At 58.8% G+C, this 15,122-nt stretch carries 12 protein-coding genes and 2 pseudogenes; 9 read left to right on the forward strand and 5 right to left on the reverse strand.

All coding sequences use genetic code 11. The features are described 5' to 3' along the window. Positions 1–395: 395 nt before the first annotated feature. A complete protein-coding gene (locus tag ACP7E0_RS34295) occupies positions 396–3,248 on the forward strand; it encodes an ATP-binding protein (RefSeq protein ID WP_426131780.1) in 2,853 nt (950 codons plus the stop codon). On the opposite strand, the gene ACP7E0_RS34300 is transcribed toward ACP7E0_RS34295, so the two are convergent. After that, positions 3,245–4,447, reverse strand: a complete 1,203-nt coding sequence (locus ACP7E0_RS34300) for an MFS transporter (RefSeq protein ID WP_426131761.1) — start codon at positions 4,445–4,447, stop codon at positions 3,245–3,247. The two genes, ACP7E0_RS34295 and ACP7E0_RS34300, sit on opposite strands and share 4 nt — an antisense overlap. Positions 4,448–4,461: 14 nt before the next feature. Here ACP7E0_RS34300 and ACP7E0_RS34305 point away from each other — a divergent pair, with 14 nt between their 5' ends. The 5 genes and pseudogenes from ACP7E0_RS34305 to ACP7E0_RS34325 all read left to right on the forward strand — a co-directional run. Next, entirely contained in the window at positions 4,462–5,487 is a 1,026-nt protein-coding gene (locus ACP7E0_RS34305; RefSeq protein WP_426131763.1) for a VOC family protein, read from the forward strand. Between the two features lie 93 nt (positions 5,488–5,580). Continuing rightward, positions 5,581–6,009: a putative quinol monooxygenase gene (locus ACP7E0_RS34310; RefSeq protein ID WP_426131765.1), complete on the forward strand. Its 429-nt coding sequence runs from the start codon at positions 5,581–5,583 to the stop codon at positions 6,007–6,009. A 108-nt stretch (positions 6,010–6,117) separates the two neighbouring features. Continuing rightward, positions 6,118–6,837: an SDR family NAD(P)-dependent oxidoreductase gene (locus ACP7E0_RS34315; protein WP_426131767.1), complete on the forward strand. Its 720-nt coding sequence runs from the start codon at positions 6,118–6,120 to the stop codon at positions 6,835–6,837. 486 nt (positions 6,838–7,323) lie between these two features. Continuing rightward, complete coding sequence (locus ACP7E0_RS34320) at positions 7,324–8,139, forward strand: DUF1206 domain-containing protein (protein ID WP_426131769.1); 816 nt, start codon at positions 7,324–7,326, stop codon at positions 8,137–8,139. A gap of 241 nt (positions 8,140–8,380) precedes the next feature. Further along, positions 8,381–8,572, forward strand: a pseudogene (locus tag ACP7E0_RS34325) (CHASE3 domain-containing protein); the annotation flags it as partial. Between the two features lie 177 nt (positions 8,573–8,749). On the opposite strand, the gene ACP7E0_RS34330 reads toward ACP7E0_RS34325, so the two are convergent. Continuing rightward, the gene (locus ACP7E0_RS34330) at positions 8,750–9,142 is read right to left on the reverse strand and encodes a response regulator transcription factor (RefSeq protein WP_426131771.1); all 393 of its coding nucleotides are present in this window, start codon (positions 9,140–9,142) and stop codon (positions 8,750–8,752) included. A gap of 330 nt (positions 9,143–9,472) precedes the next feature. On the opposite strand from ACP7E0_RS34330, the gene ACP7E0_RS34335 reads away from it, so the two are divergent. After that, entirely contained in the window at positions 9,473–9,772 is a 300-nt protein-coding gene (locus tag ACP7E0_RS34335; protein WP_426131773.1) for a hypothetical protein, read from the forward strand. Between the two features lie 275 nt (positions 9,773–10,047). Here ACP7E0_RS34335 and ACP7E0_RS34340 read toward each other — a convergent pair whose 3' ends face one another. Then, positions 10,048–11,034 (reverse strand): sugar-binding protein, encoded by a 987-nt coding sequence (locus ACP7E0_RS34340; protein WP_426131774.1) that lies wholly within the window; start codon positions 11,032–11,034, stop codon positions 10,048–10,050. Between the two features lie 44 nt (positions 11,035–11,078). Continuing rightward, positions 11,079–12,059: an NAD-dependent epimerase/dehydratase family protein gene (locus tag ACP7E0_RS34345; RefSeq protein ID WP_426131776.1), complete on the reverse strand. Its 981-nt coding sequence runs from the start codon at positions 12,057–12,059 to the stop codon at positions 11,079–11,081. Between the two features lie 158 nt (positions 12,060–12,217). Here ACP7E0_RS34345 and ACP7E0_RS34350 point away from each other — a divergent pair, with 158 nt between their 5' ends. Both ACP7E0_RS34350 and ACP7E0_RS34355 read left to right on the forward strand, forming a co-directional pair. Further along, the gene (locus ACP7E0_RS34350) at positions 12,218–13,057 is read left to right on the forward strand and encodes an ATP-binding cassette domain-containing protein (RefSeq protein ID WP_426131777.1); all 840 of its coding nucleotides are present in this window, start codon (positions 12,218–12,220) and stop codon (positions 13,055–13,057) included. 42 nt (positions 13,058–13,099) lie between these two features. Then, positions 13,100–14,098, forward strand: coding sequence for an ABC transporter permease (locus ACP7E0_RS34355; protein WP_426131778.1), 999 nt, complete (start codon positions 13,100–13,102; stop codon positions 14,096–14,098). A gap of 219 nt (positions 14,099–14,317) precedes the next feature. Here ACP7E0_RS34355 and ACP7E0_RS34360 read toward each other — a convergent pair. Further along, positions 14,318–14,768: pseudogene (locus ACP7E0_RS34360) on the reverse strand (hypothetical protein); the annotation flags it as partial. Positions 14,769–15,122 lie beyond the last annotated feature (354 nt).

Here is a 15,122-nt window from a genome sequence, read left to right on the forward strand (position 1 = left end):
GCCGCGTTGAGCTTCAGTTCGATGAAATAGTTTGTGGAACACTGGCGCCGAGCGCGCGGTGAAGACGGCCGGCGGGCGATTAGTCGGGTTATAGGCGATGTTCGCTTTTAGAAGTCGGACGACGTAGCTTTTGGCATAGAGACTTGTACTTTCAGTGTTCACGCACTGCTGTCACGCGGCCATAGCGGACGCCGCAGCATGCATGTTTGCTACTGTACTCGCTCGATCTGCGATGTATTTCACGTATGATAGTGGTTATTGTCCCGATGCTGTGAGCGGTTTCATGAAGCGATCGTTCACGTAGTCAAGGGGTTTGTACGTTTGCGTCTGGAGCTTCGATCGTGCTTTCCTACTTCTTTGGCCCGTACGTCCTTGTACCGGAGCAGCAGTCGCTGATGCGGGATCAGACGGCCGTTCGTGTCGGTAGCCGAGCACTGGAAATTTTGGCGGCGCTGATCGAGCGTCCCGGCGAACTGGTGGGCAAGGCTGAGCTCGTGTCGCGCGTCTGGCCGGATACCTTCGTCGAGGAAAGCAATCTCAAGGTAAACGTTGCAGCTCTTCGTCGCGCGCTTGGCGATGCTCCGGGCGGCACACAATACATAGCGACGGTGAGCGGCCGGGGCTATCGGTTCGTTTTTCCCGTGCGTATTTCGGGGCAGAGTGACATCTCCGTCACGGTGAAGTCTCAAGGTGACCGCACGCACAATCTGCCTGTTTCAACAACCCGCTTGGTGGGAAGAGGCGATGCTGTTGAAGCAATCCGGTGCGCACTTGAGGTATCGCGCCTCTTGACGATCGTTGGCCCGGGTGGCGTCGGCAAGACGAGGTTGGCTCTCGCAATAGCTGATCAACTCACTGCTGCGTATCACCATGGCATCTGGTTCGTTGATCTGGCGACCGTAAACGATGCAACTCTTGTACCCACGGCGATCGCTACGGCGATGGGGTTGAGGGTCCACTCGGCAAATATCAAAGCTGCGGTCGCCGCCTTCGCAACCGACCGGGAATTCATGCTTGTGCTCGACAATTGTGAACACGTCATCGCAGCCGTGGCGTCCTGCGCAGAAACGCTCCTAGCCGCCGCCGCGAGGGTACGGATACTCGCCACGAGCCGAGAACCCATGCGGGTTCTCGGAGAGCAAGTCTATCGCTTGCAGCCTCTCGAAACACCACCCGAAATGTCCGAACTTTCCGCAGCCCAGGCTTTGGCGTTCCCAGCGGTCGAGCTTTTCGTCGATCGCGCGGTCGGAAGTCGCGGCGAGTTCGAGCTCAGCGACGAGAACGCGCCAGTCGTTGCTGAGATCTGCCGCAGGCTCGATGGGCTGGCACTCGCGATCGAACTCGCAGCGCCCCGACTGGATGCGTTCAGTACACGCGAACTCCTCGACCTTCTCTCCGATCAGTCTCATGTGTTAAGCGATAGGCGGTGTGGCGACCCTCGCCACCATACCTTGGCTGCAACGCTGGACTGGAGCTATGGCCTGCTCGCCGAGCCTGAGCGCGCCCTGCTGCGACGCCTCTCCGTCTTTGCATGCGCCTTCAGTCTCGAATCGGCGTGCGCCGTTGCAGTCGACAAGGGTCGTGCCCGCTCCGAATGCATTCATGGTGTCGCGAACCTTGTTGCAAAGTCGCTTGTATCGACAGAGAGACGAGAGCTCGGGACGCACTACAGATTGCTCGATACTACCCGCAAATATGCGCTGCAGAAACTCGCCGAAGGCGGCGAAGCTGACAGCCTGCGCCGGCGCCACGCCGAACATCTCCTCGAACTCGCCAAACGCGCCGAGGCCGAATGGAAAATCCGGCCGACGGCCCACTGGCTCGCCGAGTACGGCCGCAAGATGGACGATATCCGCAGTGCCTTGAGCTGGGCCTTTACCGGGAACCGCAACGTTGCCATCGGCGTAGCGCTCACGGTAGCCGCTCTCCCGTTTTGGGAACATCTTTCACTCTTGGAGGAGTGCCGTACAGGGGTACAAGTTGCCCTCAGAGGTGACTTTGCCAGTTTCCGTGACGCGAGCGACGACATGAAGCTGCAGTTTGCCTATGGCACGGCGCTGCTCCATACACGCGGCCCGCTACCCGAAGTCAAGACCGCCTGGACCACAGCCCTCGGCTCCGCCAAAGTGCTCAACGACACCGAATACATGCTCAGGTGCCTGTGGGGATTGTGCGACTATTTCACCTGGACGGGCGATCACCAATCGGCCTTGGGGATGGCGGATCGGATAAGAAAGTTGGCAACCGACAGCGGCGATCTGGATGCACGCAACAATGTCGATAGGCAGACTGGAACCGCTCTGCGCTACTTGGGAGAGCTTGCCGAGGCACGGCGTCACCTCGAACGCATGATCTCCCGATACGTCCCTCCCGTGACCCGCTCCGACATTGCGCGTTTCCAGTTGGACCCACGATCTGCAGCAAGGGGCACCCTTGCAAACGTCACCTGGCTGCAGGGGCATCCCGACAAAGCGGTTGCCATGGCGCAGCGTCAATTGGAAGAGGCACGGGCCGCGCAGCACGCCCTAGCGCTCTGCAATGCCATCGTCCACACGACCTGCCCCATTGCGCTGTTGACGGGAGACCTTGCTGCCGCGGAGGGCCTGCTTGTTGGCATCGAAGCCCATGTCGCGGAGCACGCGATGTCGATTTGGAGTGCCATGAGCCGCTGCCTGCGCGCAGAGTGGCTGCTGCAACGCGGTGATCCGTCTGGACTGGCGATGTTGAGAGGCGCGCTCGATGAGCTTCTTGTGGTGGGTTTCCGCATGCGTTGCCCTTTCTATATCGGCGTTTACGCTGCGGGTCTGGGAGATCATGGGGACATTGATGCTGGGCAGACGGCGATCGGCGAGGCAATCGCGCTTTCGGCATCGACCGGGGAAATTTGGTGCATGCCGGAACTGCTGCGCATAAAGGCCGGTTTGTTGGGCAAGGAAAGCGCTAACCGGACGGTAGAAGCCGCAGAAGCCCTTTATTTTCAGTCGCTCGACCTCGCGCACCGCCAAGGTGCACTGTCATGGGAATTGCGCGCCGCAACGGCTATCGCCGAGCATTGGGTTCAGTCGGGTCAAAGCGAAAGGGCTGGCGGACTTCTGGCACCGATTTATCGACGCTTCGGCGAAGGCTTCACCACCCGAGATCTGGTGAGGGCGCGCGCACTCCTCGAAACCCTGGGGGATGCTGGCAGGGGGAGCATAAGCGCTGCTCGTCAGGCTCGTCGCGACGGGCATACATATCCGAATTCCTAGCACGTCAACGCTCGCGTACGGCGATCCAACATGAGCAGGATCGGAGCCATCGTGGCAATGCCTGCAAAGATTGTGAAGGCCTCGACGTAACGCGTACCTTCGGCGGCCATGATGTGCAGCGACGCTGGGCCAAGTCCAGCGCCCATGGTCAAAGCCATATAGTTGATGCCGAAGAGCTTGCCGAAGCTTCGCATTCCGAAGCGTTTGGACAGCAGGTAACCGATCGCGTCGCCCTCTGCTCCTGTGGCGAGGCCGAAGAAGATGGCGCTGACGTAGACCGGGATCAGATCCTCGGAATTCAACAGAATGAAATGACCGACCACGGGCGATATAAAGGCCAAGCTGGTCAACGGGACCGGGGGAAACCGATCGAGCAGCGCCCCGAAACCGAGGCGCATGACAATGAAGGACAATCCCACAAGACTCATAACCAAGGCCGCTGCTGCTGGATCGGCTCCACGATCAACCAACACGACAGGGAGCGAAATGGATCCGGCTGCGGCTGCGAAGTAGTTGAGAAAGAACGCTCCCAGCATCAGCCAGAAGCTAGCCGTCTTCACCGTCTCGCGAACAGTGTGACCCCCGCCCCCTGCGCGGTCGGGCCCCTGAAGCGCGGGTGGATCACGAATAACGAAAAGCGCCACGGGAAGTGTGACCGCGATCGATATCAGACCGGCCGCTACGAACGCAAAGCGCCAGCCCCACTCGGAAATCAGGAATGCAAGGAACGGAGGAACCGTGGCGATCCCAAGCCCCACGAAGGAAAGCATGACACCCAGTGCGAGACCGCGTCGCGCAGAGAACCATCCGACGACCACATAGGTGTAGGGCACGCCGGTCTGCGCGGCGCCCATGAGGCTTGCCACGGCGACGGCCACGATGAATGAGGGCAGATCCTGCGATGCAATTCCGACCCCGATCAGGCCGATTGCCATGGACACGGATGATACGGCAAGCACCCGGCGGGGACCGAACCGATCCGTCAACGCCCCGACGACTGGCGACATAAGACCGTTTACAATGGCTATCGGTGCGACGACCGCCGCCACCACGGTCCGATCCCAGCCGGTATCCTCGGTGATTGGCACTATGAAAACGCTAAAGCCATAGATCAGCACGATCCCGATGCTGAAATACATCCCCGCGCCGGACCCCAGCACAATTGCAATCCGTCTGACCCGCCCCGCTGTCGTTTCCATTTCCATGTGAACCCTTGCTGGCGCCGGTCGGGCGCCGCAGTCCGCTTGCGGCAAGACACCCGGTTGTCGGCAACGTGCTTAGCGGATCGCTGCTCGATTCACCAAATTTCACCGATCTTAACGCCCCTCGCAAGAGCTGGAGCGCTAATATTCGGGCAGTCACCCCGCGAACACAGGAGGCATCGATGTCTCGGGAGCAAAGACCAGATACCCAACCAGACGACCCGAAGCGCCGCGCCATACTTCGCGCCGCCGGGGGAGTTGCGATCGGTGGAATTACCGGCGCCCTCTCGGTCAACGCAACCGCGTCCGCGCAAGGAACGCCCGTCACAACCCGCGATCCAAATTCGCTCGGTGCTCGACTACAGGGCGTACAGCATTTCGGCTTGACCGTGCAGAACATGGAACGCGCGTTCGAGTTCTACACGGCCGTACTCGGTGGGACCGAAGTCTTTCGCCATGGAGACTTTCAAGGCGACGCCGTGCAGAACACGCTGCTTGCAGACCAGGAAATCTTGGCCAATCAGCTCGGTGTCAATCCGCGGACGATCGGCGTGCCCGATCTGAGGGGCGGCGCTCAACGGCTCGATGTGCGATTCATCCAGTTCGACAACGTCGTGATCGAACTTCTGCAGTATCGCGATGCCGACCAACCGATGGGCGGCCCCAAGGCTTTCGCTGAACCCGTGGAGCACATGAGCCCGGCATTTCCCCGCATGATGCACATCTGCTTCTATGTTCGCGACGATGTCGATTTCAACCAGTTCATCGCCGATCTCGAGGCGGAGTCCGCCCAGCGCGGCATGACGCAGGTGCGAGCAAATCGCATCATACGTGTTTCAACGGAAGAGGATCGAAAGGAGGCCCCCCAGAGCGCCAACACCAATAAGGTGACCGTTGCGCCATCGGACGGCTGGGAACTGATCTATTGCAAGGGCCCGGAGGGGGAGCAACTGGAGTTCGTGAAGGCGCTGGGACCCGTGAAAAAGCGGTTTGCCGATGCACTGGCGGCGCATCTGCAACTTGCAAGCGCGAAGTAAGCGCTAAAGGCATCAGCATCACTTTGCAAGCCGGGCACCCGGATTTGGCCAGCGGGCCACCTTACCGCGCTCGGCAAGATAAGGAGAAACGACATGATCACAACGCTGCGGCTGCAGGCTTCGGCTATTCTGCTCGGGGGCCTTCTCGCGGGACCCGTTCTCCAAACGGAAGCGCTCGCACAGGAAGGTCCGGCCCAGGGCTATGCCAAAATTGCAAGCGGGGCCTATTCGGTTGTTGCCGAGGTCCGTGCCAAACCGGGCAAGGAAGCCGCGCTACGGGCCGTCACGCTTCCTCTCATTGACCTTGTCCGCAGCGATCCCGCAAACCTCGTCTATTTTCTTCAGGAGAACCGTGAGATCCCCGGACACTTCATCTTCTACGAGATATTCGCCAACGAAGCCGACTTTGAGGCTCATAACGCCATGCCATATGTGAAGGAGTGGTTTGCCAAGCTGCCCGAACTCGCCGATGGCGGAGTAAAGGTGATGCGAATGCAGATCCTCGCGCCGGCTGGCGAGTAGCACACTTCCCACAAAACTAGACGTCCGCGAACGAGGGCCATCGCGGATTGCCGCGCCGCAGGCGCCGCTTTTGCACACGACACCATCAAGCCAAGAAGGAACTGCGAGATGAGACTCATGGGCAAGGTTGCGTTGGTTACAGGAGCCGCAGGTGGTATCGGTTTCGCCGTCGCGGATCTGTTCAACAGCGAGGGCGCTATCGTCGTCGCCGGCGACATCAAGCCGTCCGAAAAACCATATCCCGACGCCGTCGAAGCAATGACGCTTGATGTGACCAGCGAAGAGCAGTGGGCAACGGTCGTTTCCGCAATCGTCAGGAAGCATGGCCGACTTGACGTGCTTGTAAACAATGCCGGCATTATCGCCTACGAGCCGCTCGACGAACTGGAGATGAAGGACTGGCTGAAAATGATCGCCGTCGACCAGACTGGTGTCTTCCTCGGCATGCGGGAAGCAATTCGCGTCATGCGCAGGCAGCAAGCGGGTTCGATCGTCAACATCTCCTCGATCTGGGGCAGTGCAGCGGTTGCGGGTGCGCATTCCTACCATGCCGCCAAAGGTGCTGTCCGCAACATGTCGAAAAACGCGGCGATGACGTACGTATCCGACGGGATCCGGGTCAACTCCGTGCATCCGGGCTTCGTACACACGCCGCTGACGGATGCACAGGCGACAGAGCTCAACGAAGCTGTCATCGCGGCAACACCGATGAAGCGCGGTGGTAGGTCGATCGAGATCGCCTATGGCTGCCTGTATCTAGCTTGCGAGGAGGCAAGCTACGTGACCGGCGTCGAGTTGAACATCGACGGCGGTTATCTTGCCCAATAGCAAAAGACTTGCGGGTCATCGCGGACGGCTCTGTATTGCGAGCCGCAGAAGAAGCAGCAGCGGTGCGCCAGTCAGCTTGCCACCGACCAGATTCTTACCCAGCTCGGCGAAGCTTTCTGGACTGGCCAACGCATATTCCGTTGACCTTTGCGAACAACTTATCCCAGGCGGCATTGCTAGATGCGTGTGGGCAGTAGCCAGCGGTATGCTTGCGGCTGCGATCATCGTTCTGGTGAACCTGCGGGAGTTACGGGCGCAACTGGTCGTACCCAGGATAAGGAAACACACCCTGGACCCTCCAGTCATAGTGATGTCGCGACCGCTACAAATGCAGGTCCACAAGGGGTCGATTAAGCGGAATATTCGATTTGCTTCGTGCGCGTCGAGCGCGCGATCCCAAGCCAATGGAACTTCAGCACCGCACGGGAGTTTTCGGGCTGTAAGGGCGTTAACGCATCCCTACTGACCCTGCTTTAATGAGGCTCCATGCAAATCCAATCTCCGTTTCAATGGCTCGCCCGCTCCGGTTACGCAGCACGCGGCACCGTCTACGTTCTTGTTTCAGGACTTGCGCTGTTTTCATCTTTTGGTGGCGGAAAGCCCGACTCCAAATCTGCTCTCCAGGTTGTTCTTGAACAGCCGCTGGGCCGCATCTGGCTGGGTCTGATCGCCGTCGGCCTTGTAGGGTTCATCGCATGGCGTGTCGCCCAGGCACTCGCAAACGCGGACGGTCACCCCAACACGCTGAAGGGCTTAGGCGTCCGGTTCGGTCTCTTGATCAGCGCTGTGGTCTACAGCAGCTTGGCCATCTACGCAGCGAGCATGGCGTTCAACATCGGGGGCCAAAACGGGTCCGAGGGAGAATCCGAACTCAGCGCTTGGCTGATAGACCAGCCTTTCGGTCGCTACCTTCTCGCAGGTGTCGGTGTAGCGGTGGTAGGTGCAGGGATCGCTCAGGTTATCAAAGGCGTCGGCCACGGATATCGCAAATACCTGGACATCCCATCTACCGCCGGTACCGCCATCGACTGGATCTGCGTTTATGGCCTTGCCGCCCGCGGGGTTGTCTTCCTGATTACGGGAGTATTCTTCCTCTACGCCGCATTCGTTGTCGATCCGGATCAGGCAGGCGGAATATCGGACGCTCTGGCATGGGTTCGTCAGCTTCCATTCGGCGCTGTTCTCTATGCTGTCGTAGCGATCGGTCTTCTAGCATTTGGTCTTTATGGTTTTGTGGAAGCAGCATACAGACGTATACGACCCCCGCCCATCCCAGCACCGCTCGACGGTGTAGGGCTTTAGAGCGCATAGTCCGGGAAACGTCGCGAACGCGTGTAATCGTCGAAGTTCTCCAGCTTCGTTCCTTTTCGGAACTCGGCGGAGGCGCTAAACCATGATACCGGATATTGGTTCGCGCCATCACCAACAAGCCGGACGATCATTGACTGCAATCGCGCGGTGCAATCGAGTTGCCGATGGCAATTGTAGTAACATTGAAAAATAATCCGTGCGTTTGTGATCGGCGGGGTCGAGGGACAACACCGCACAACAACGGAGGCTGGGTACGCTTCAAACCCATGTTCAGGCCAAGCTCGCGGAACTCAAGGAGACCATCAATCTTCGCCTCACCCAGAGCATGGAGGCTGCTGTCGCGGTGGTCAATTCAGACCGCGGCAAGGGCGAAATGGATGCGATTCGCGTACAACTTGCCGCCATTGGCGCGCCGACGATTTGAAACACCGCATGTTCACCTGTATGCTACACAAAGGGCACTCGATCCATTTCTGGAGAGCGCCCTTTGCAGACCCGGACGGCAACGAACGCGCGGTTAGGTCGCTGCGTCAAGCCATCGAAACGGGTGATGATGGTAAGGTGTGATCGATAAATACGAAATTCAAGACCCTAGATCTTCCTAGCTCGCCAGTGCTTTCGCAATGGTCTTGTTGTTTGTAGATATCCTGCTAGCGAGCTCCACCGGGATCGTTTCGAAGCTGTACGGCTTCGCTAAAAAACAAAATTCTTGTCCTCCCTGGCACTCTCTTTCGGTATGGCCGCCCGAAGTGACGATCACCGCGACCCCTGCCCCGTAGCTGGTAACCAACCTCATTAGATCAAAGCCGTTCAACGCACCGGGCATGTCCACGTCGGTGATCAGTGCGTCTATGTGATGCCGACCCAACACCGCGACAGCTTCCAGGACATTCGAGGCCTCCAACACGGCGTAACCTTCGTCAGCAAGGGAGTCTGCCAGTGCCATCCTGATCAATGGCTCATCGTCTACGACTAGGACGGTTTGTTGAAACATGCTCGCCTCCGTGGTTCGTTGAATTGTCAACGCGCTCCCCACGAAATCGGTCGGCCACGATTAAAGACTCTTTGCCAACAAACTTAATAAAATGCCTACAATCGATGCCCTGCCCTCCGTGTCGGTCCTTATTTCAGGAATTCGTGATGTAATCCACGGATGGTAAAACCACCAACGTACAACGTCGATCAGTTGCTTTGGATGTCCTGGAGGTTTCCGTTCACGGCGGCGATTCGCGATCCCGCGCAGCCACAGGTTCCTCTTGATCCGATGCCAGCCCGCATCGAACCTTGTCTCGCCCTCCTCTAACGTCAGCACCATGATGCGGAAATGGTATTTATCGTCGTTCTGCAAACTGGCGTCGATGACCGTAGCGTTCTTGAATATCGCGACGCGTTAATCGGCCGACTGGACACCACATTTCGTGCGCTGGAGTTTGCCGCCACTAACGATACCGCCAACTTCCAGACCCTTTTGAGACAGGCGGTCAGCGAGCCCGGTGTCGGAGTTTACCTCGACGGACCTGACGTTCAACTTCCAAGCTCGAAGGTTCTGGCGATCAGCATGATCTTTCACGAACTGATGACCAATGCTTTGAAGTACGTGCATTCTCTAACGCCGACGTCGTAATTCACGTTTCCCGGACTTTGGGTACAAACGACCGAGGCAGGACCGTGATTGACTGCCACTGGCGAGAGGAAAACGGACCGGCCGTAAACCCGCCCGAGCGTAAAGGCTATGGCACGGATTTGATAAGAGGCGCCAATCGTTTGCAAATGCGCCATCAACTCACCTGCACGCGTGAAGCTTCATCAATTCAGGAAATCGCTAGTTGCAATTTCTCCACTGCAAACGCGGTATGACCGTTCGGAGCGCCCGTGGAACGGATGCCCCGAACAGGTAGGCTACTTCTGGATACAGGTATCAACGGTGTCCTTGGTGCATTCGTCAAGACCCGTGAAAACCGGATCTTCGACCGGCTTGCCGGCGATCAGGTCCAGCATCACCGATGGTGCCTTGTAGCCCATCTCGAACGGCCGCTGGCCGACGAGTGCCGTTACGAGACCTTCCCGCGCGATCGCAACTTCGTCGCCGATCGTGTCGGCGGCACCGATGACGAACTCATTGCTGGCGATTTTGTCAGCCAAAGGCTTGAACAAGTCGCGGTAAGGCTGCGGCGCGCCGAACAGCGGCCAGCCGCCCATAATGCCGAATGCACTGAGGTCGGGATTGGCGGCGAGGATGTCGGTCATCGCCTGAACGCCCTTGGCACCGTCATCATTGGTAAACACCGGGCACCCTGCGACTTCCGTCCAGCCGCCCTCACCCTTCAGCTCGGCCAAGCCCTTCTGGCCGGTGAGCGTGTCGCGCATGCCCTGGGCGCGCCGCAAAATGTTGTCGGCGCCCGGATTGCCTTCGATCGTGCAGATCTTGCCGCCGTTCGGCATGGCCTTTTTGATGTAATCGCCGATGCGTGCACCCATCAGATAGTTGTCGGTGCCGAGATAGGTCTTGCGAAGCGCCGAGTCTTCTGCTGCAAGATCCGCATCCAATGTCATCACAGGAATTGTCGGATTGGCGGTCTTCAGCGTCTGGGCGATCAGTTTGGCGTTGGACGGCGAAATCGCGATCGCAGCAGTGTCGGCCTTGCCCAGCATATCCTGGACGATCTGCGCTTCACCGGCCTCGTCCGAGGTCGATGCCGGTCCCGTGTAGAAGCATTCATACTCCGAGTCAGGGTTTTCCTTGTTCCATTTCTGGCAACCCTGGTTGATCGCTTCGAAAAACGGATTGTCGAGGCCCTTCACGACGATGACCAACTGCTTCTTGGCCAAAACCTGTCCAGCACTGAGTGCCAGAACGGCGACGCTAAGCAATAATAACTTCCTCATGGCTTCCTCCCTTGAACAGACGGACACGGCGTGCCCGCCACACATCAACCCGGATACCAGACAATGCGAGGATCATTTTGTGAGCGCTCGTACGTCCAGGCCGCGTCGATAAGCAATTCCAGATCGTAGACAGGTCTCCAATCCAGCAGGTGCTTGGCCTTGCTGTTGTCCATCCAGCTCGAGTAGAACTGGCTCGGTATGTCGACGGAATCGAGACTGCGGGTGCTGGCCAGGTAGCTGGCGACTTCGCCATAATCGACAGGCCGGTCCATGCAGATGTTGAAGAGTTGCCGTTTCGCGCGCGGATTGTCGATCGCGGCCAATATGGCGCTGACCAGATCATCGACATGCACGAAGTTGCGTTTCAGCGGGCGTCCGTCGGCGTCGCGCAGCAGCGGCACGGTGCCCTTGGCTACATAGCGCCGTGCGTCGGCTTCGGGAACGAGCGTTCTCCAATCAGGGCCGCCGAATACATCATCGCCAAAGGAAAGCGTATATTTAAAGTCATCCTTTTCCATGATCCAGGGAGCTCGCAGACAGCAGCCGTTGATGTCGTACTGGATGCCGAACTGTTCCAGCATCACCTCTTCCAGAACTTTCGACAGAGCGTAGCTTCCCGGATACGCGCTGTGCGGAGTCTGCTCGGTGATTGGACTTTTGTGGCGATAATAAAAATGCCCGATTCCGGCATCGCCGCCGATCAAGATGAACTGTCGTGCGGAGGCGCCAGCCCGGAACGCCTCCAGCAACCAGAAGAGCCCCTTGACCGTGATGTCCATCACGTGGGCTGGTGTCTCCTTGCAGGTGGCGAGGTGTACGACATGGGTGGCGTCGGCGAGTGCGGCGGTCACGACGTTTCGATCGGCGATCGATCCGCGCATCACCTCGACCCGGTCGGCCTCGTCGCACAACCGGTTGTGGCACAGCGCGCGAATGCGCGCATTCGAAAATCGCGGATCGTCAAGCAGCCCAGTAATGAAGTGCCGCCCGACCTTGCCCGTAGCACCGGTGACAAGGATAAGCATGCTCTCCTCCCAGCAACAGCTAATATCCGCGCGCTCCGTTCGTCAACGGGTATTTGTATTCACAAATGGAATATTGTGGCGTGCGGTTCGATTCACCATACAATCGATTGACGCTGTCGCCCGGTTTTGCGTAAATGCATAGTGTCGCCTCTTCTGGGATGGAACAGGAAGGGCGATGCGCGAGGGCTCCGCGCGAGCACGATGAGCCCGGCTCGGGGCGGTCATGCGCCTCAGGGCTTGGGGAGGCTAGAAGTCTGGTGGCGGTTCTCGAACTCACCAACATCTCCAAACATTTCGGCGCCATCCAGGCGGTCAATGACGTTTCGTTTCTCCTTGAGGCGGGGCAAGTGGTCGGTCTCATGGGCGACAACGGCGCCGGTAAATCCACCTTGGTCAAGATGATCGCCGGCAACTTCCGACCGAGTCACGGCGCGATGCGGATGGACGGCGATGAACTCGTCCTTCATCGCCCAGTGGAAGCGCGCCAGCACGGCATTGAGATCGTTCACCAGGACCTTGCTCTATGCAACAATCTGACGGCTGCGGCGAACGTGTTTCTGGGGCGTGAATTGCGCCGCGGCGTCGGCCCCCTGAAGGTGCTGGACTACGCGGCAATGTACCGGCGCGCTGGCGAGATTTTCACGGCGTTGAAGTCGGAGACGCGCCCACGCGACCTCGTCAAGCAAATGTCGGGCGGCCAGCGCCAGGCGGTGGCGATCGCCCGGACGATGCTATCGGAGGCGAAGATCGTACTCATGGACGAGCCGACGGCGGCCATTTCGGTCCGCCAGGTGGCGGAAGTCCTCAATCTGATCCGCCAATTGCGTGACCGGGGCATCGCCGTCGTATTGATCAGCCATCGCATGCCGGACGTCTTTGCGGTTGCCGACCGCGTCATCGTGATGCGGCGGGGCAGAAAGGTCGCTGATAAGCCAATTGCGGCGAGTTCGCCCGAGGAAGTGACCGGGCTTATTACCGGCGCGATCGAACAGGTATGATTAAAGCAAGTCAACCAGATCGGATGGAAACGAAGGTCGGCGATGACAATTACCCTTGATCAGACGATCAGTCAGAAGCAGCAGGGCTGGCTTGCGGCGATCTTAGGGAGGCAGACCTTCTGGGTCCTGCTCTCCGTCATCCTCGCCTGCATTTTTCTCTCTTTTGCCACCGATTCCTTTGCGACAACGAAGAACCTTTACAACATCACGCGTAACGTCACTTTTGTTGCGATCATCGCACTCGGCATGACGATCGTTATCATTACCGGCGGGATCGACTTGTCGGTGGGTTCGGTGCTTTGCCTGTGCAGCATGGTGCTGGCGGTTACCATGCATGCCGGCTACAGCATCGAGGTGGGCATCGCCGCTTCGATCGGCACCGCTCTTGTGATCGGGGCGTTCAACGGGGTGCTGATCGCCTATCTGGGCTTTCCACCTTTCGTCGTTACGCTCGGCATGCTCTCGATAGCGCGCAGCCTGGCGATGGTTGCGTCCAACAACACGGTCGTCTTCCAGTTCGGGCCAGATCACGACAAATTGCTGGCGCTGGGTGGCGGCGCCTGGTTTTTCGGGATTGCCAATCCGGTGCTCTACATGATCGTCCTGGCACTGCTCACCGGCTTCATGCTGCGCTGGACCAGGTTCGGCCGCTATGTCTTTGCAATTGGCGGCAATGAACACGCCGCGACTTTAACGGGTGTCCCGGTACGAAGGATCAAGGTCGCAGTCTACATGATTTCGGCACTGTCGGCGGGGATCGCCGGCATCATTCAAACTGGCTGGCTCGGCGCCGTCACCACCAATATCGGCGCCGGAATGGAGCTTCAGGTCATCGCCGCCGCAGTCATCGGCGGCGCCAATCTGACCGGAGGGGTTGGCACCGCCTTTGGTGCCTTGATCGGGGCGGCTCTGATCGAGGTGATCCGCAACAGTCTCGGCTTGCTGGGCATCAACGCTTTCTGGCAAGGCAGCTTCGTCGGCGGCGCCATCGTGCTTGCCGTCCTGACTGATCGGATTCGCAACTTTCGGCAAAGTGAATAGCAAGGTATTGCCAGCCACAATAGGCATGTCAGCTGAGGTCAGGCGGTGAACCGCTGCGAGTGCATTACAACGTGCGAGGGGCGCTGTGCACGCCGTCCGAGGGACGAATCGTTGGACACTATGCCCGGGTTACTATGCGTTAGCGCGCCCAGCCGTGACACCATCAACCGTCTTCTGCGTCTTGGTCTCCCGGCGTGACGGCGGCAATTCGATCTCTTAGTCGGCGCCGGTGCGTTGAAGCAGGGTCACGTAACGATAGCCCTCCTTGCCGAACCGCTCGCCCGAATATTCCAGATCAAAGCCACCAATCGAGGCGACGACAATATCACATTCGTGCTGGAGCTGAACCAGGGTCAGAATCTCTTTCATCTGCGCCCTGCCCGCCAGCTTGCGCTCATCGAACACTATGCCGCCGACGCCCATGACAAAAGTATCGCCGGAGGTCGAAACAAGCCGCTCGATGTCGTTTCCAATCTTGCGGCGGGCCGAGACCTCGATTGTCACACTCGGCGTCGCGGATCTGCCGGCGGATGGCAGGCAGGTCATCGACATGGGCGGCGCGTAGGCGATCGAGCCGGGCGATCTCGGACTCGAGCCCTGCCTTCTGCATCAACCGTGGATCGCCGGAAGCAATAGCCTTGGCCATAGCGAACTGATTGGCCTGCCCCTCATACGATTGAAAGGCTAAGCAAATTGCGCTCGGCCCACAGTCCCTCCCGCTGCTCGATGACAGGCTGCCTGATCTCAGCCCCTTCGGTTCCAACCGTAATGCCCTCGAAGCGAAAAGTGCTACTGTCTTTGCACCATCTGGAGGGGCGTATTCATCTTCCGACGATCTTTTCGACGAGATCGGACGGATGTCGCATTCCGCAGGCTACTGAAGGCAGTGGAACATTCATGCACCGCATTGGTTACAAGAGGTGTAAACGAGGAACATCCCATGAGCACCTATAAGGACGAGCGCGGCGATACGGTTTCGAGTGTGGAGACGCAGAAGGTCGTGGAGGCTACGCCCCTGCAATCA

Origin of the sequence: Pararhizobium sp. PWRC1-1 (assembly GCF_049897905.1) — a bacterium.
GTDB lineage: Bacteria > Pseudomonadota > Alphaproteobacteria > Rhizobiales > Rhizobiaceae > Pararhizobium.